At 66.9% G+C, this 16605-nt stretch carries 16 protein-coding genes and 1 tRNA gene; 12 read left to right on the top strand and 5 right to left on the bottom strand.

The genetic code is table 11. The features are described from left to right. Positions 1–3: 3 nt before the first annotated feature. Positions 4–648 (bottom strand): response regulator, encoded by a 645-nt coding sequence (locus tag FHR32_RS12845; RefSeq protein ID WP_184754515.1) that lies wholly within the window; start codon positions 646–648, stop codon positions 4–6. A 49-nt stretch (positions 649–697) separates the two neighbouring features. Further along, positions 698–1828, bottom strand: coding sequence for a sensor histidine kinase (locus tag FHR32_RS12840; RefSeq protein ID WP_184754514.1), 1131 nt, complete (start codon positions 1826–1828; stop codon positions 698–700). Positions 1829–1959: 131 nt separating this feature from the next. On the opposite strand from FHR32_RS12840, the gene FHR32_RS12835 reads away from it, so the two are divergent. From FHR32_RS12835 to FHR32_RS12825, 3 genes are all read left to right on the top strand, one after another. Further along, positions 1960–2505, top strand: coding sequence for a hypothetical protein (locus FHR32_RS12835; RefSeq protein WP_184754513.1), 546 nt, complete (start codon positions 1960–1962; stop codon positions 2503–2505). A 122-nt stretch (positions 2506–2627) separates the two neighbouring features. After that, positions 2628–2700 (top strand) — tRNA-Arg (locus tag FHR32_RS12830). Between the two features lie 311 nt (positions 2701–3011). Then, complete coding sequence (locus tag FHR32_RS12825; RefSeq protein ID WP_184754512.1) at positions 3012–3713, top strand: DUF6461 domain-containing protein; 702 nt, start codon at positions 3012–3014, stop codon at positions 3711–3713. A 376-nt stretch (positions 3714–4089) separates the two neighbouring features. Here the strand turns inward: FHR32_RS12825 and FHR32_RS12820 are convergent, their stop codons facing one another. Continuing rightward, positions 4090–5016, bottom strand: coding sequence for a hypothetical protein (locus tag FHR32_RS12820; protein ID WP_184754511.1), 927 nt, complete (start codon positions 5014–5016; stop codon positions 4090–4092). A gap of 199 nt (positions 5017–5215) precedes the next feature. Between FHR32_RS12820 and FHR32_RS12815 the strand changes: the two genes are divergently transcribed. The 8 genes from FHR32_RS12815 (at position 5216) to FHR32_RS12780 (ending at position 14098) form a co-directional block, all read left to right on the top strand. Further along, a complete protein-coding gene (locus FHR32_RS12815; RefSeq protein WP_184754510.1) occupies positions 5216–6127 on the top strand; it encodes a hypothetical protein in 912 nt (303 codons plus the stop codon). A gap of 806 nt (positions 6128–6933) precedes the next feature. Next, positions 6934–7779, top strand: a complete 846-nt coding sequence (locus FHR32_RS12810; RefSeq protein ID WP_221465380.1) for a reverse transcriptase domain-containing protein — start codon at positions 6934–6936, stop codon at positions 7777–7779. Between the two features lie 564 nt (positions 7780–8343). Then, positions 8344–9627, top strand: a complete 1284-nt coding sequence (ltrA, locus tag FHR32_RS12805) for a group II intron reverse transcriptase/maturase (protein ID WP_184753221.1) — start codon at positions 8344–8346, stop codon at positions 9625–9627. Between the two features lie 38 nt (positions 9628–9665). Further along, a complete protein-coding gene (locus tag FHR32_RS12800; RefSeq protein ID WP_184754509.1) occupies positions 9666–10271 on the top strand; it encodes a group II intron maturase-specific domain-containing protein in 606 nt (201 codons plus the stop codon). 669 nt (positions 10272–10940) lie between these two features. Continuing rightward, a complete protein-coding gene (locus FHR32_RS12795) occupies positions 10941–11501 on the top strand; it encodes an RNA polymerase sigma factor (protein WP_184754508.1) in 561 nt (186 codons plus the stop codon). Next, positions 11498–12178, top strand: coding sequence for a hypothetical protein (locus FHR32_RS12790; RefSeq protein WP_184754507.1), 681 nt, complete (start codon positions 11498–11500; stop codon positions 12176–12178). Before FHR32_RS12795 ends, FHR32_RS12790 begins: the two co-directional genes overlap by 4 nt. Before the next feature lie 259 nt (positions 12179–12437). Continuing rightward, positions 12438–13253 carry an HARBI1 family protein gene (locus FHR32_RS12785; protein ID WP_184756502.1) on the top strand — a complete coding sequence of 272 codons (816 nt, stop codon included), beginning with the start codon at positions 12438–12440 and terminating at the stop codon, positions 13251–13253. Between the two features lie 89 nt (positions 13254–13342). Then, positions 13343–14098: a TetR/AcrR family transcriptional regulator gene (locus tag FHR32_RS12780; protein WP_312882653.1), complete on the top strand. Its 756-nt coding sequence runs from the start codon at positions 13343–13345 to the stop codon at positions 14096–14098. A gap of 238 nt (positions 14099–14336) precedes the next feature. Here the strand turns inward: FHR32_RS12780 and FHR32_RS12775 are convergent, their stop codons facing one another. Both FHR32_RS12775 and FHR32_RS12770 read right to left on the bottom strand, forming a co-directional pair. After that, a complete protein-coding gene (locus FHR32_RS12775) occupies positions 14337–14993 on the bottom strand; it encodes a class I SAM-dependent methyltransferase (protein WP_184754506.1) in 657 nt (218 codons plus the stop codon). A 206-nt stretch (positions 14994–15199) separates the two neighbouring features. Beyond that, positions 15200–15574, bottom strand: coding sequence for a helix-turn-helix domain-containing protein (locus FHR32_RS12770; RefSeq protein ID WP_184754505.1), 375 nt, complete (start codon positions 15572–15574; stop codon positions 15200–15202). A gap of 178 nt (positions 15575–15752) precedes the next feature. On the opposite strand from FHR32_RS12770, the gene FHR32_RS12765 reads away from it, so the two are divergent. After that, a complete protein-coding gene (locus tag FHR32_RS12765; RefSeq protein ID WP_184754504.1) occupies positions 15753–16568 on the top strand; it encodes an oxidoreductase in 816 nt (271 codons plus the stop codon). Positions 16569–16605 lie beyond the last annotated feature (37 nt).

The following is a 16605-nucleotide window of genomic DNA, read 5'->3' as shown; positions in this document are numbered from 1 at the left end:
GTTCTACATTCCGGACGATCCCGGGGGCAGTTCCTGAGCCAGGATCGCCGCCTGGACGCGGCTGCGGAGGCCCAGTTTGTTCAGCAACCGGCTGACGTGGGTCTTCGTGGTCGCCTCCGCCATGTCCAGTTCGGCGGAGATCTCCGCATTGGACAGGCCCCGCCCGATGCACGCCAGCACCTGGCGCTCGCGCGGGGTCAGGTTGCCGGCCGCCTGCGGCCTGCGCTCCGGGACGGCCGCCCCGAAGGCCGAGATCAGCCGCCGGGTGACCGACGGGGAGATGAGTCCGTCGCCCCGGGAAACCACTCGTACCGCCTCCACCAACGCGTCGGCGTCGGTGTTCTTGAGGAGGAAACCGGCGGCCCCCGCCCGTAGCGCGCCGAAGATGTACTCGTCGATGTCGAACGTCGTCAGGATCAACACGTCGGCGACCCCGCTCAGTTCGCGCGTCGCGGAGATCCCGTCCAGCTTCGGCATCCGGATGTCCATCAGCACCACGTCGGGCCGTAGCTCAAGGGCCAGGGCGATGGCCTGCGCCCCGTCCGAGGCCTGGCCGACGACCTCGATGTCCTCCTGACCTTCGAGGATCAGGACGATTCCGGCGCGGACCGCCGCGTGATCGTCGGCGACCAGGACACGGATGGTCATCGCATCTCCCTAGACGTGGAGACCTCGGGCCCCGGACCCGGAGAGGACGTCACGGTGTCTCCCCGGTGGGCAGCTCGGCGTGGACCCGCCAGCCCCGGTCGTGTGGCCCGGCCTCGAAGACGCCGCCGACCAGCGCCGCCCGTTCTCGCATGCCGATGATCCCCGCGCCCGCGCCGGGAAGCTCCCGTCCGGCATCGTGGATCGGATTGTCCACGGTCAGCGTGACCAGGCCGGGACGGTAGCCGATCACCAGGTCGGCGGCCTCGCCACCGTGTTTGAGAGCGTTGGTCAGCGACTCCTGGACGATCCGGTAACCGGCGAGGTCCACCGAGGCGGGCAGCTCGCGGGCGTCGCCGTCCACGTGCAGCCGTACCTCCAGCCCCGCCTCCCGCGCCCGATCCGCCAACTCCTCCACCTCGGCCACCCGCCGGCGGGTCGCCTCGGCATCCTCGCCGTCCTGCCGGAGCAGCCCGATCATGGCACGCATCTCGGCCATGCCCTGGACGCTGTTCTCCCGGATGGACTCCAGCACGTCCCGTACGGTCTGCGCGCTCAGGTCCTTGCGGGACAGCACGGCCGTGGACTGGATGGCGATCGCGCTGAAGTGATTGGCGATCATGTCGTGCAGTTCCCTGGCCATCCGGGCCCGCTCAGCCTGCACGGCCGCCACCCGGTCCAGCTCCGCCAGCCGCGCCACCTGCTCGGCCCTGGTCCGTTCGGACGCCGCCTGATCCTCCAACTGCCTCATGATCATGCCGGTGAAGACCGGTGTCACCCCGACCAGGGCCGCCTGGACGAAGAAGACAGCGGCGACTCCCACATGCCGGAGAAAGATCCCGGCCGTCACACCCATGATGACGGCGACGACCGAGGTGATGCCGAGCATCCACCGGCCCAGCGCGCGGGGGCCGTACCTGACCGCGGCGTAGAGGTTGTCGGTGACGATCAGTACGGTGCCCAGTGACGGGCCCATGGCGAAGTCGCCGAGGAACGCCACGACGCCGAGCCCGAGCGAGAGCAACGGCCTGCTCCGCCGTACCGCGACACCCGCGCACGAGATCGCCAGCGGTCCGACGAACAGCGGGGCGGGCGCCCAGCGGTGCTGGTAGGCGCCGGCGGCGAGCAGGGCGAGGCCACCGGCGAAGGACGCCACGGCCCACAGCGCGTCGTCCCGTCTCATGCCTTCATCCCATCATCCCGGGAGAGTCCGCTGGTCCGGCCATAGACGGGTCCGCGGTACACACAAGGATGTAGACCGGTTCATCACCGCCGACGATGCCCCACCGCCGGTCTCCCGGCGATCCTGGGACCATGATTCTGGCGGTTGTCATCGGTTGCGAGATCGGTTTCTGGGTGCTCCTCGGCCTGGGTCTCGCCTCACGCTACCTGTGGGGCATGCGGCGGCTCAGCACGGCCCTGCTGATCTCGGTGCCACTGCTCGATGTGATCCTGCTCGCCGCCGCCGTCATCGACATGCGCGGTGGAGCGCAGGCGGCCTGGCACCATGGCCTGGCCGCCGCTTACCTCGCCTACTCGGTCGTCTTCGGCCACCGCACCGTCAAATGGGCCGACGCCACGTTCGCTCACCGCTTCGCCGGCGGCCCGGAACCATGGAAGCCCCCGGCGGGAGGCATGGCCAGGGCCTGGTACGAATGGGGCATCTGGCTCCGGATCGTCCTCGCGTACGGCATCGCCTGCGCTCTGCTGTTCGGTCTGATCTGGATCGTCGACGATCCCTCACGGACGGCCGCCCTGACCGCCTTCATGGGCGGCCTGCTCAAGGTCCCACTGATCGCGGCGCTCTGGCCGGTGAGCTACACCCTGTTTCCGAAGAAGGTCGCCACGTCGCCGGAGTGAGCTCGGCAGGCCTTCCGTGCCCGTACGCCAGGACAGTCCCTGCTTCAGGGGCCGGTTGGGGAGAGATCCGTTAACTGGTTCGAGGCACGGCTTGAGACCCGCTATGATTACTTACGCAGCGAGCGGCCGTAGCTCAATGGATAGAGCATCTGACTACGGATCAGAAGGTTGGGGTTTCGAGTACCTCCGGCCGCACAGATGCAAGAAGGCCCCTGAGCAGGGATTATCCGCTCAGGGGCCTTCTTCTTTTCTTAATCGTCCAGGGTTCTTGCTAACACCCTTGCTAACAGGGTGGCTCCCACCGCTCTTGCGATGCCTTCCCTCATGATGGAGCCGAACCGACCGGCCGTCCCGGCACGCACTCGGTCGCGAGAACCGCGGCATGGCGTTGATCACGGAACTGTCGGGGATGTCTGCTTGAGTCACCCCGGGAACGAGCGCTGAACGAGCGGGGAGCGGGAATGCGGCAGTCGGAGTGTCTTTGGCACCTCGTCCGGTCCTACGGCATGGGTGAGTGGTTCATGGCCGCGTGGGTGGAGGGTCTGGAGGTGTGGGAAGTCGCCCGGCGCATGGGGGTGTCGGTCGCGGACGTGGACGACTCAGTCGAGTGCACCTGGACGGATGTCCTGCGCGGGCGGCCTTCCGACGGTGAGGCGGGGGTCGTCTGGGCCGGTCGGCTGACGGCGGACTGGACGCAGATCATCCAGGTGCGGGGCTTCGACTGCGACGGGGCTCTGCGGGAGCTCTCGTACGGCGGGCGGGCGCTGCTGATGCGCTGGGACATCAATGGGCCGCGTGATCTCGAATACGCGGTCAACGGTCACTACGTGACGGACCTCAGCGTCACCGTCCCCGGAAAGCGCTGGGGAAGTGATCCTCAGGCGCTCGACTCCCACGCGCAGGGGTTGCATTTCGACCTGGGCGACTCCGGTTGGGAGAGCGATCCCGAACTGCCGGCGGGGTGGCTGGAGTACTGCGCGTGGGAGGAGGCCCGGACGGAGAGCGGACAGGACTACGGGGAGGAGGACATCCCCGACGAGTGGGGGGACTTCATCGGGCTTGTCCATAACGGATACAGCCCGCCCATGGCGACCTGCCTCACGTCGGCCCTGGCACTTGTCGGCAGGGTGACGGGCAGGGAGATCGACAGGGAGTGGATGGACGGGGCCCACACCCGCTACGTGATCCGCGATCGGCGCAACGGCTGAGGACAGCGTCCCGCCTCAGTGGAAAGCCCCTGGACGGGCACGCCGTCTCAGGGGCTTTTCAGTGTCTTGATCTGATGCGTTGGCCGTCGATGCTGCCGGCGGTACAGCGCGTTACCGCTATTCGCCCATCGCCTTGGCGAAGACGTCGGCGGCCGAGGTTTCCGCCGCCCGGATCACGCTGTTGCGCACACGCCAGCTCGATCAGATGGGGCCTGGATCCCCGGCGTATCGGTGAGATCGAAGTAGCCCTGGTATTCGTCGGTTTGACCCGTGACCACGGCGGCCCGCTCAGCGACAACCTGTGAAGCACCAGGTGAGAGCATCATGACAGTCGCTATGCGTTCAAGATCATCGGAGTTCGCCTACTTGTTCCATGTCACGAGGGGGCGAGGCGGAGGATCTGGTCGCGGACGTGGTCGTCCAGGTCGGCTTGGAGCAGGCCGTTGTTGATAGCGGGGGCGCAGTTCATCGAGATGTTCACCGCGGCGGCGGGTCCTTGTGGATAGTCGAATATGAGTCGGACACCGCGTTTGTTAGCGCCTCCGAGCCCTTGGCAGGTGTTCTCGCTCGGTACGGTGTCCAGAGAGTTCAGTGTCGCGGCCAGCGCGCGGGCGATGTCCCTGCCATGCCGTTTCCGGTAGGGCGGCCTCACGTACGTGGCGTCCCTGCACACGATGAGCCGACCGGGCCGTCCCGGAACCATCAACTCGTCCTGGCCCCGGCGGTCGCCGGGACCCCGGCAGGGGTCCTCCGGTGGTACGGGCCGCCAGATTCCATCCTTGTAGGCGGTGGTGATGGCGGGTCCGGTGTACGAGTTGCTGCTAGCCGTGCCGTTGGTGGTTCTCACGCAGTGGTTGACCTCCTCGGCGCTGCCCACCCACAGGGCGCGGCCGTCGGGGTAGGCGAACCGGATGAGGTAGTTGGTCATCGGTCCCCCCATCAGCGTGCATGGATGGCCTATGGGGGCGGTGGTCACCGGGAGGTAGGCGAGGTCACGGGCCATCGCCACCGCCTGGTCCGTCAGCGTTCGCGAACCGGCCAGCCGCTCCCCACCCGGATGCGCGTTGTCCCCGGGGTAGGCGCAGATGAGGGCCTTCACCGGGGAGTCAGGGACAAGTGACTCCTCCACACCGCCGATGTCGGCGGCGGCGGGCACCCAGCCGCCGATGTCGTTACCGCCCCAGCGTTGCGGACAGGTGGCCGGTACCGGCGGTGACTCGCTGACCGCTCCGGAGAGCACCACGGCCGCCAGGCACACCCCGGCCGCCGCGAGGCCGAGACCAATCGAAATGGAAAGTTTCACAGTTCGTAGACGTCGGCTTCCGGTCGATCGGTTCGCTTCGCTCGTCCCTGTCCGGGCGCCGGGTGAATGGGATGAGGCGTGGGATTGTCTGTGAAGCATCAACCGAAGTAGAACAGTCAGGTCAACCCTGCAACCGCCGAGCAGGTGTGCTGTGCGGGGCTCACCGCGACTCACTGCTTCTCGTCTCCGAGGTGGCACATTGAAAGAGGTGGCCCTGCAGCCGTACGCTCGGCTGCCACGTGAATATCGCGGTCTGGAAGTGCTGGCCAGCACGGTCGACGCGTACGGCCGGGCACTGTGGCTGCTGTCCGACAGCCCGGACGCGTTACCGGATGACCTCTCCGGGAGCGGAAGGCTCACCACGCCGCCCCGAAAGCAGCCCTACGATGCTCTGCTCGTCATGGACAAGAACGGCACCGCGCGCGAACTCGTCCTCCATGACGTCCATCTGCTGGTCAGCAAGCTCGACGCCCTGCCCAACGGCCGCTTCCTGCTGACCGGCACTGCGGCTTGGCACCGCCCGCCCGCTTCAGCGGCTGCCAACGCCCAGATCTACGGCCGCGACGGGCGGCCACGCCGTAGCTTCCCGATCGGCCAGGTCGGACACCTCCTTGCCGATCAGCGCCACAACGTGTGGACCGGCTACTTCGACCAGGCCATCTACACCGACCCCATCAGCGCACCCGGCCTTGTCCGCTGGGACACCGGCGGCAACCAGCAGTGGGCGTATCAGCCTCCCCCAGGAGAAGAGCACATTGCCGACTGCTACGCGCTCAACGTCACCGACGGCGTCGCATGGGCCTACTACTACCAGGCGTTCTCCATGCTTGAAATCCATACCGGCGGCCGGCTGACGGTCCGCGGCACACCCGTGAAGGGAGCGCACGGGCTCGCCGTACATGGCGACCAGGTCACCTTCCTCGCCAGCAGGGGACATCAAGACCGCTTACACCGATGTCGCCTGACCGATGACGCCGTCCTCTTGGAGGAGGAGGCAACCCTCACCATGCCAGGTGGCAAGCCACTCAGCCGCTATGGGGTCGTCGGCAGGGCACACGCCCTCTACCTGCTCGATCCCTCATCCCACTCCTGGCATGTGCACCTGACGTGACGGCCACGCATCACCCAAAGCAGACCAGCCGAAGGGGTGTAAAGCATCACCCGAAGCCGCACTGTCAAGCATCAACCGAAGCAGGACACGGAGTCCGCCCACTCCGGATGAGAACTTTCTCTACGTCTTTAAAGGGTGCGCCGTGCGGCGCATCGGTTCGCGAGGAGGTGAAAGACCCTCTCCTTCGTCCTGTCGTAGCAGGGTGGGGTAGCTGAGGGCAGTCTGACCCGGGTGGTGCCGGGGAGGGCGGGAGCAGCCCTGACAAAGCCGGGACGTGCCAGTACTGCCAGATGGTGCGGGTCCGGCGAGCGAGGTGGAAAGGAGTACGCGAGGAACCGGCGTCTTTACGTCCTTCAACACGTAGTACCGGCTCAAATCTGGTGGATATGGGCCGGGCGCGGTGCGTCCCGTCGTCTGCTTGAGCGGCGGGAACTTCCGGGAAGGGATCCTTAACCAGTCCCGGGAGGTCATGGGGAAGGACTGCGGCGTACCCATGACGAGGCCGCTGGGACAGAGTCGGGCTCCTCCTCCACCCAACGAATCGGTGTGAACACGGGAACCGCCTGGTCGCGACTCCCGAAGGGCAGACAGCCAGTCCGCCTATCGGGATAGATGCACCGACCGTCGAACGGGCCGGGCGGGGCGGAGCCGTCGTAGTAGTCCGAGGCCGGGAGAGCCGGTCACATGGCGAAGGACGGCAGCGGTTTTGTGAAGGGATGGAGGCTGTAATGCCGAAAGACGCACCGCCGAATGGTGGTGCCTGGCCGGATGAGGTCCCCAAGGGGCCCCGACGGCAGGTATCGGAGATGCAGGCCAAGCTTCACCGTTGGGCAACGGCCGATTCTGGCCGCCGTTTCGACGATCTGTTCAACCTCGTGCACGACCCGGCGACGCTGCTGATGGCGTTCGAGCGGGTCGCGGGCAACATGGGAGCCCGCACTCCCGGCGTGGATGGCCTGACGGTCGCCCAGGTCGAGGAGTACATCGGAGTTTCCGGGTTCCTGGATGACCTGCGTGCTCAACTCAAGACGGGCACGTTCCGTCCGCTACCGGTACGGGAACGTCTGATCCCCAAGCCCGGTGGAGCTGGAAAACTCCGCCGTCTGGGGATTCCCACGGTGGCCGACCGGGTCGTCCAGGCCGCGCTGAAGTTGGTGCTGGAACCCATCTTCGAGGCCGGCTTCTTGCCGGTCTCCTACGGGTTTCGGCCCCGGCGACGCGCGCAGGACGCGATCGCTGAGATCCACTACTTCGGCACCCGCGGCTACCGCTGGGTGCTGGACGCGGACATCGAGGCGGCCTTCGACAACGTCGCGCATCCACCGGTGATGGACCGGATACGCGCCCGCGTGAAGGACAAACGCGTACTGGCGCTGGTCAAGGCGTTCCTCAAAGCCGGGATTTTGACCGAACTCGGCGAACACAGGGACACCCCGACCGGCACCCCGCAAGGGGGCATCCTCTCACCGCTGATCTTCAACATCGCCATGTCGGCGCTCGATGAGCACCTGCACGGTCCTTGGAAAGACGGCGGGACGATGAGCACCCTTGGCCGACGGGCCTACCGTCGTCGCCATGCCATGCCGAACTGGCGTCTCGTCCGCTACGCGGACGACTGTGCGCCACGAACGCTGATGGAGGTTGTGATGTAGAAGATCGCGAGCTTCGGATGCGGTGCTGTGCTGGTGATGGAGGTAGGTCCTCCGGGATCGCTCACGCAGGGGGAGGTCCCAAACCACCGCGAGTTGCTGCGGCTCAATGGCCGTGGTGGTGAGCGTCGCGGAAAAGGCGCACGAGATGCGTCAGGTGTGAGCCGAGAAGGCGAACGAGAGTGAACCACTGATGAAACGTCGAAAGCGTAGCGGCGTCATCGAAACCGGGGTCCAGTTGTTGCCCCGGGATGAGCCTGGCGGGTGCCTGCTTGCTGGCCAGGTGGTGACCGGCGTCAAGGTGGCGCGAGTTCGGCTTGGGCGCCAGTACGGAACGTGGGAACCTGCCGTCTCAGCGGTGTCGGGCGCGTGTTGGAGCGTCCGGCCGAAGGGAGTACCCCAAGCAGCGGACACTGCAAGGGGCCGAGTACCGGGGCGAGGCGGAGGGACGGACCGGCTCGTAGTAGTGCAGAAGCGCCGTAATGGGCGTGGAGCGAAGGGGCCGGGTCGCCCGGAGTCGCTTGGTGGTCAACCGGCTGGTCATCCGATCGGGCCGGGAGGAGCCAGGTGAGCGAACTCAGGCAGCAGGACAAGCCGTTTCAGATCGACAAGTGGAAGGTCTGGGAAGCGTTTCAGAGAGTCAAGGCCAACAAGGGGGCGGCGGGGGTCGATGAGGAGTCGATCGCGCAGTTCGAGGCCGATCGGGACCGGAATCTGTATCGGATCTGGAACCGGTTGTCCTCAGGCTCGTACTTCCCGCCGCCGGTGAAAGCGGTGGAGATCCCCAAGCCGCAAGGGCGAGGGGTGCGGGTGCTGGGCGTGCCGACCGTGGCCGACCGGGTGGCCCAGACGGTGGTGCGGATGTATCTGGAGCCGAAGGTCGAACCGATCTTCCATCCGGATTCCTACGGCTATCGGCCGGGCAAGTCGGCGCTGGATGCGGTTGGGGCGTGCCGGGTGCGGTGCTGGCGGAAGGATTGGGTGATCGACATGGACATCCGGGCCTTCTTCGACACCGTGCCGCATGACCTGGTGCTCAAGGCCGTCGCCAAGCACCTTTCACCGGATCAGCGGTGGATCCTGTTGTATGTCCAGCGGTGGTTGACCGCTCCGATGCAACGGCAGGATGGCACCCTGGTCGCCCGAGATCGCGGGACCCCGCAGGGGTCGGCGATTTCACCTTTGCTGGCTAACCTGTTCATGCATTACGCGTTCGACGCCTGGCTGGCCCGGGAATTTCCGGCGCTTGGTTTCGAGCGTTACTGCGATGACGCGGTGGTGCACTGCGGCAGCCGCCGGCAGGCCGAATACGTGCGAGACGCGATTGCAATGCGTCTGGCGCAGGTCGGCCTGGAGTTGCATCCGGACAAGACATGCATCATCTACTGCAAGGACGCCGACCGGACGGGCTCGCACGAGCACACCCGGTTCACGTTCTTGGGCTATGAGTTCCGGCCCCGGCTGGCCAAGAACAAGCACGGCAAGCACTTCGTGTCGTTCTTGCCCGCGGTCAGCACGCAGGCGATGAAGGCGATGGGAGCGGTGATCCGCTCCTGGCATCTGTCCCGGCGCAGTGACAAGTCTCTGGACGACCTTGCCCGCATGTTCAACAGCATCGTGCAGGGGTGGATCAACTATTACGGGCGCTTCTACCGGTCCCGGTTGCTCTCCTTCCTCCGGCATCTCAACAAGCTCCTGGTGGGCTGGGCGTGCCGGAAATACAAACGGCTCAAACGCCGGGAACGGCGCGCGATGGCCTGGCTGGCCGAGATCGCCCGGCGATCTCCCCGCCTGTTCGCGCACTGGCGTCTCGGCGCTCGTCCTGACGGCTGGGCGATGGGAGCCGGATAAGCCGAGAGGTTTAAGTCCGGTTCTGCGAGAGGCCGGGGGTGCGATTCCCCCGGCCTACTCTCCTCGTCGTACTCGTTTTCGGCGCCCGCGAGGACGTCCAGGCCCTACACGAGGAAATCACCCACGTGCTCGCCTTCCTGGGACTACGGCTCTCACCAGCCAAAACCAGGATCGTGCACATGAGCGAGGCGTTCGACTTCTTGGGATTCCGCCTCCAGTGGCGTCGCAAGCAAGGCACCAACAAGTGGTACGTCTACACCTTCGTCTCCCACCAGGCCATCCGGACGGTCAGAGCGAAGATCCGTGCCCTCACGCCCAGAACGTCGCAGCAGGACCTGCAATCAGTGTTGAGGAGACTCAACGCGATCACCCACGGGTGGGCCTCCTACTTCAAGCACGCCGTCGCCCAACGCACCTTCGACAGTCTGGACCACTTCACCTGGTGCAGAGTGATCAGGATGCTCTGGAAACGACACCGCTGGACGTGGAGCGACATCCGCCGTCGATACACCACACCCATTGGGCAGTGGCTACCCATCACGGCGGGCGGGACCGAATTGAAACGAGTCGCGGCAATACCGATCACCCGGTACCGCTACCGAGGCAACAAGATCCCCAACCCCTGGACTCCTGCCCACACCTAACGGCAAAGACCGTGGAGAGCCCGGTGCGATGAAAGTCGCACGCCGGGTTCGGCGAGCGGCCTGGGGAAACGGACCGAAGGCAACTTCGACACCGCGCCCCAGGCCGACTCAACCGGCCCGCTGCGCGGTCCGCCGGGCGCGCCGGTCGGCAAGCGTGCCCGGCGGCTCTGCGGCCGGTCCGGGCACGCAGCGCCCCGCGCGCCCGAGGGGCCCGGCAGAAGTCGCTACTTAAGGCCGTGACGATCGCTCACTTCGGTTCTCACCATACGTTGCCAGGGCGATCGGCTGCCGCGGTCTTCGTTCCTCAGGCCTTGCCACCGGGCGAGCCGGTGTGGCTGACGGCAATGCCGACCACAGCCGCACGTCAGGCAGAGTCGGGACCCTATGTGCCAGTTCCCAGTGGGCGACAGGGATTGTCGCGCCTGAAAAGTACGAGGTCAGCGGACGCCGTGGTGACCGCCACCGGCGTAATCGAGCGCTCCTTGGGAACCACTGCCCCGCATGCCGATCGTGACCTGATTCCCAGCTGACCGGCCTGCGACTCGATTTCCGTGGTCAGCCCGCGCGACCGCCTCCCAGCGGAAACATTTGGCCCCATCTGTTCACTCTCATAACGTTTTCCCGGCCGCTGACCAAGAAGGGGTGTAATCGACGAAGGGAGCACGGCCGGTGCGTCGCAGACAGGCGGACATCGCTACGAACCTGGAGGCTTTCGAAGCCTTCTACCGGCGCCACGTCGACGCGATCACGTGGTTCCTCGCCCGCAGGGTCGATGATCCGAACACGGTCGCCGACCTAGTGGCGGAGGTTTTCGTCGCGGTGCTCGACTCCGCCCACACCTACCGGCCCGGACTCGGTAGCGAGATCGCGTGGTTGTACGGCGTGGCTCGCAACACTCTCTCGGCCGAGCGGCGGCGGGCGTTCAAGGAGACGAAACTGGCCGATCGCGTAGGCGGACGAAGGCCGCTCGACTCCGACGACGTCGCCCAGCTCGAAGAGCGGATCGACGCGGAGAGCGTGGCCAGGCGGGCCTTCCAGGCCATGGCCGGACTACCAGACGGTGATCGCGCGATGCTCGAACTGGTCGTCATCGACCAGCTCACGATCAGCGAGGCGGCCACCGCTCTGGGCATCCGGCAGGGGGCCGCCAGGGCCAGGCTGCACCGCGCCCGCCGCACGCTCAGGAACGTGCCGGGGATAGCTCCCTTCGTCATGGAAGGAATGCGATGAAATTCAAGGAGCACGTGCTGATGGAACTCAAAGCCGAGATCGTCGCCCGGAACAAGGCTCGACGCCTGCTCGTCAGGCGGCGCCTGCTCGCCGGAGCGGCGGTGGCCGGGATCGCGGCGGCGGCGGCCGTCGCGGTGCCGTTCCTGAACGGGTCGGGGACCCCGGCCTACGCGGTCACCAAAAACACCGACGGCACGATCACCCTGAAGATCAACGAGTTCAGGGACCCCGACCAGGTGGAGAAGGACCTGGCGGCACTCGGCCTGACCGCCGACGTCTCCTACGTCAAGCCCGGCACCCGATGTGCCCCCGACCGTGGCCACACCGACGTCGGCCCCTCGTTCTCCAAGGAGGAGATCAACAGCAGGGATCCCGAGGTCCGGAAGAGGATCAGGGAAGCGATCGACAACTCGCCGAACGGCAAGGCGTTCAGGATGGGCGGTGGCGAGGTGCGGATCAGTCCGCAGCACATCAAGCCGGGGCAGACAGCCGTCATGGAGTTCACCGAGAACGAGGACCAGACCTCGGGCCCGGAGAAGCCCAGAGCCCTGTGGCAGTTCAGCGGCTACCTCGTCACCGGTCCGGTCAAGCCCTGCAAAGTCGTCGACGACCCGTCCTGGAGCAAGATGCCCGACCCCAGGACGAACCCCGAGGCATACCCGCCGCCCGGTAGCTGACCCTCGCCGGGCGGGAGTACGGCAGGCGCCACGTGATCCGCCGGGGCGAGCGACTGAATCAGGAAATGTTTACCTGTTGACTGAGACGTTGTCAGCAACGGTCGATGACCGTGTGTAGCCGATCACGGCGGGCGTGGGAGTGATCAAGTAGAGAAAAGCGTGAAGCCCCTGGTAGGGGTGGGTCTTGTCGAAGGATCCACCGCACCGCACACAAGGGCTTCACGTGACCTCCAGTATCACCTACACAGCCGAGTTGGACATGCCGCGCGAGGTTGTGCTGTTTCTGGCCGGGCTGTTGCGCGCCGAGCGGGTACGGCGCCGCACCCGCGCGGGCACTCGGGCGCTGGGCGAGTTCAAGCAGGCCGTTCTGATCATCCGCTGGCTGGTGGACGGCGCTCGGATCGCCCGGCCGGCCGCCGATAACGCCATCTCGCACGCGACCTGTGATCGGTACGTCGAAGAAGGGGTCACCGTATTGAAGGCCCAGGCGCCGACGCTACAGGAGGCGCTCACGGCGGCGAAGGCCGCCGGCTACACCCACCTGCATCTGGATGGCACGCTGATCGAAACCGACCGCTGCCGCGCCCTGGGCCCGAACGGCGCCGACCTGTGGTGGAGTGGAAAACACAAGCAGCACGGCGGCAACATTCAGGTCCTGTCCAGCCCCGGCGGCGACCCGCTGTGGACTTCTGAGGTACGGCCCGGCCGTGAACACGATCTCACCTGTGCCCGCCTGCACGGCCTCCTCGACCTGCTGGCCAAGGCCGCCGAGGACGGGCTGATCACGTTGGCCGACCTCGGCTACGTCGATGCGGGTATGGGGTTTCGCCTGCCGTACAAGAGGTCTCGGGGTGGCACACTCACCGACGATCAGATCCAGTACAACAAGGTCCACGGTGCGCTCCGAGCCCTCGCCGAACGAGCGAACGCCCAGCTCAAGATGCGGTTCAAGGCACTGCGGAACGTCAGCAAGTGCCCTTGGAAGATCGGCGGTATCGTCGCCGCGGCGCTCGTCCTCTTCCACCGGGAGCAAGCTCACAAGCAGCTGTCACCCAGCGTGAACGCCGGTTGCTGACAATGACTCAGTGGCCACGATCGCCGGCTTCTGGTCGTTACTCATGAGTATCTCCCGTCAAGGGCAGTCTGAAGTGGAGGGCGGGAGCTATCGGCGCTTCGGGCCCTGCTCGTCCTTGCGGAAGTAGGCCTTCGCGGACCGGGCGGCGAGACACGCTGACCGCCGAGCAGATCATCCGTACCGCCATCGAACTGCTGGATGCCGAGGGCCTGGACGGCCTCAACATGCGCAGCCTCGGCAAACGACTCGAATCGGCCGCCACGGCGGTCTACTGGCACGTCAAGAACAAGGACAACCTGATCCGGCTCGCCGGTGACGAGGTCTGGAACGAGATCGAGCTGCCGGACCTCGACGCGCTCGACTGGCGAACGGCCGCCACGACGATGGCCACCGGCCTGCACACGATGCTCACCAGACATCCGTGGCTCGGACAGGCGTTTGCCAGCCATCTCTTCTACGGTCCTGGCAAGGCCCGCCACGACGACCACAGCCTCGCCATATACGAAATGGCAGGGTTCGCCGGAGCCGAGGCCGACCAGGCGGCCGCCACGGTCTTCATATTCGTGCTCGGCAGCGCCCTCGCCGCCTCCGCCACCATCTCGTTGACCAGGCGGCTCGGCCGTGACGGCGGTAATGCCGAGGAGCTACTGCGCGACACCGTCGCACAGGCCGGCGAAGTCGCCATGCAGTTCCCGCGGCTACGTTCACGCATCGGCACGGCAGCCGCATCCGACTACGCCGCAGTGCCCGACAACAGCTTCGAGTTCGGCCTCAAGACCATCCTCGACGGCCTTGAGGACCGGATCGCCGCTTCCCGCCCGTCATCCGGACACGGCGCGGACTAGGGCGTGTTTTCACACCTTTCCGATGGTTCACGGGTGCCGGTGCCGGCACCCGCGGACCGGGTCGCGATGGCGATCTCCGTCGCTGCCCGCCGAAACCGGCCGTCGCCGCCCGCTCGTCCGGCGTCAGCCGCGCCGCGGCATAGCGGGCCGGCTCGAACTCCGGGTGGCGGGTCGAACCTTCTGCGTACGTGATCGTCCTAGAGTTCCCGGCGCATGCAGGTCCTGGGCTCCCGCCCGGCTACGGGCGGGCGATGACGGCGTATCTCTCGTCGTGGATCGGCCGGCCCCACAGATCGGGGTCGGTGAGCGGTTCGGTGCGCAGCTCCGCCGCGAGTGGTCGCAGGGCCAGGAGAAGACGCTCGGCACTCACCCCGCCGAGCCAGGGCAGGGACGCGGAGCCGGCCGCGTAGGTCTGACCGCTTTCGGGGACCTGCCAGCGCCCTTCGACGAGCACCAGCCGTCCGCCCGGGCGCAGCAGTCCGATCCAGCGGCGGAGGGCGCCTTCGGGGTCCGGCAGGGTCCACAGCAGGTGGCGGACGAGGATCACGTCGAAGGAGTGCCCCGCCTCTGCCGGGGGGTCGCTCGCGTCGCCCGTCATCATCGTGCAGTCGAAGCCCGCCGCGGCGAGTTTGCGGCGGGCCTGCTCGACCATGAGGGAGGACAGGTCCACCCCGACCGGCCGGTGTCCCTGCTCGGCGAGGAGGAGTGACAAGGACCCGGTGCCGCATCCCAGATCCAGGACATCGGCCGGCGAGTGCGGCATCCACGAGCGCAGCCGCTCCGCCCACGCGGCTCTGACCAGGGGGTCACGGAGACCGTGGTCGGCCTCTTCGTCGAAGGAAGGGGCGGCGGCGTCCCAGTAGGACGAGATCGATGCGATGTCTGATTCCGGCATGAGCGGAGCGTGCCAGCCGGCACCGACAGAAAGGCCGACGCGGTCCGCGCTGTCCTCCACGGAGTCTGAGCCGTCCGGGAGGGCGGGTCCGGCCAGAAGACCGAGACCTGGATCTTCGGTGACGGGGCCGTCCTCCTCCGTTACCGGCGCCCGGACGCACAGGAGCGAGGAGCGCCGGTGCCCTCCGATCATCACGAGCCGGGGCTTCATGATCTTCGGATCAGCTCGGGGTAGTCGTCCGCGGCGCCGTGCAGGCGACGCAGCATTCTGCGGTTTCGGGGCCGGCTGAGGTAGCCCGTCCAGTCCGTGAGCATCCGCTCGACGTCCGGCCAGTCCAGCGCGCTCGGCTCGTGGTCGGTGTGTGATGACTCGATCGCCTGGACCAGCAGCGCGGTCTTGTCGGCGAACCTGCGATAGACCGTTGCCCGGGTCACTCCGGCGCGCTGTGCGACCTGCTCGATGCTGGTCTGCGCGGCCCCGCGTTCGAGCAGGAGATCCAGCGCCGCACCGAGGATGGCCGTGTCCGCTTCCCGGCTGCGGGGCCGACCGGGTCGCCGCGCGGGAGCCGCCCTCTCGGTCATGCAGTGACCACCCTCACAGCCGTTCAAGCCGGTTCTGTCTCCGCTATTAAAATGCAGGACTGTATTGTATCGTATCTAGCCAAGGAGGCGGATATGTCCTCGACGCTGCCGGTCCTCGACCGGATACGAGCCGAGCGAGGTCGGCCGTCCGCTCCGCCGCATCGATGAAAGCCGTCCCATGACAGCCAGAACCTGCCTCATCACCGGCGCCTCGTCCGGGATCGGCCACGCCGCCGCACTCGAGCTGCTCCGTGCCGGCCACACCGTCTACGGCGCCGCGCGACGCGTGGACAAGATGGACGACCTCCGCGCGGCCGGCGGCCACGCCCTCCCCATGGACATCACCGACGGCGCCGACCTCGAACGGGTCGTGCGCACGATCCTCGACGAGCAAGGACGGATCGACGTCCTGGTGAACAACGCCGGGAGCGGGCTCCACGGCGCCGTCGAGGACGTCCCGGTCGAGGAGGCACGTCGCCTCTTCGAGGTCAACCTGTTCGGACCGGCCCGGCTGACCCGGCTCGTCCTGCCGCACATGCGTGAGCGGCGTTCCGGGGTGATCGTCAACGTCTCCTCGATCGGCGGCGAACTGGCCACACCCCTCGCCGCCTGGTACTACGCGTCGAAGCACGCGCTCGAGGCGTACTCCGACACGCTCCGCCAGGAAGTGCGGCGGTTCGGAATCGACGTCGTGGTCGTCCAGCCCGGCATCATCAAGACCGAGTTCGAGAAGGCGACGGCGCGGGAGCTGCGCGCGACCTCCGGGCACGGGGCGTACCGGGACGTCGCCGAGGCGATGGCCGTCCGGAGCGAGGAGGCTTTCGGCCCCAGGAGCAGGGCGTCCGACCCAGGCGTGGTCGCGAGGAGCATCCGGACCATCGTCGAATCGGCCGCCCCGAAGCCGCGCTACGCCGTCGGCTATCTGGCCAGGCTCATGCTGCTGCTCAACAGGCTCCTGCCGGACCGGGCATTCGACAAGATCGTAACGAAGTAGCAGCTCAGCCGTCCCTGCCGGGTTCCGGGCAGATCAG

It is taken from the genome of Streptosporangium album, from assembly GCF_014203795.1.
Taxonomy (GTDB): domain Bacteria; phylum Actinomycetota; class Actinomycetes; order Streptosporangiales; family Streptosporangiaceae; genus Streptosporangium; species Streptosporangium album.
Note: the sequence above shows the minus strand (reverse complement) of the source record. Positions and strands in the feature narration are given on the sequence as shown.

Bases quoted from the DNA above. Each gene is read 5' to 3' on its own strand.
- FHR32_RS12835 (WP_184754513.1), top strand. From the start codon at position 1,960: ATGATTCTGGCGGTTGTCATCGGTTGCGAGATCGGTTTCTGGGTGCTC.
- FHR32_RS12790 (WP_184754507.1), top strand. From the start codon at position 11,498: ATGAAATTCAAGGAGCACGTGCTGATGGAACTCAAAGCCGAGATCGTC.
- FHR32_RS12785 (WP_184756502.1), top strand. From the start codon at position 12,438: ATGCCGCGCGAGGTTGTGCTGTTTCTGGCCGGGCTGTTGCGCGCCGAG.
- FHR32_RS12840 (WP_184754514.1), bottom strand. From the start codon at position 1,828: ATGAGACGGGACGACGCGCTGTGGGCCGTGGCGTCCTTCGCCGGTGGC.
- FHR32_RS12770 (WP_184754505.1), bottom strand. From the start codon at position 15,574: ATGACCGAGAGGGCGGCTCCCGCGCGGCGACCCGGTCGGCCCCGCAGC.
- FHR32_RS12810 (WP_221465380.1), top strand. From the start codon at position 6,934: ATGCAGGCCAAGCTTCACCGTTGGGCAACGGCCGATTCTGGCCGCCGT.
- FHR32_RS12775 (WP_184754506.1), bottom strand. From the start codon at position 14,993: ATGCCGGAATCAGACATCGCATCGATCTCGTCCTACTGGGACGCCGCC.
- FHR32_RS12845 (WP_184754515.1), bottom strand. From the start codon at position 648: ATGACCATCCGTGTCCTGGTCGCCGACGATCACGCGGCGGTCCGCGCC.
- FHR32_RS12825 (WP_184754512.1), top strand. From the start codon at position 3,012: ATGGGTGAGTGGTTCATGGCCGCGTGGGTGGAGGGTCTGGAGGTGTGG.
- FHR32_RS12765 (WP_184754504.1), top strand. From the start codon at position 15,753: ATGACAGCCAGAACCTGCCTCATCACCGGCGCCTCGTCCGGGATCGGC.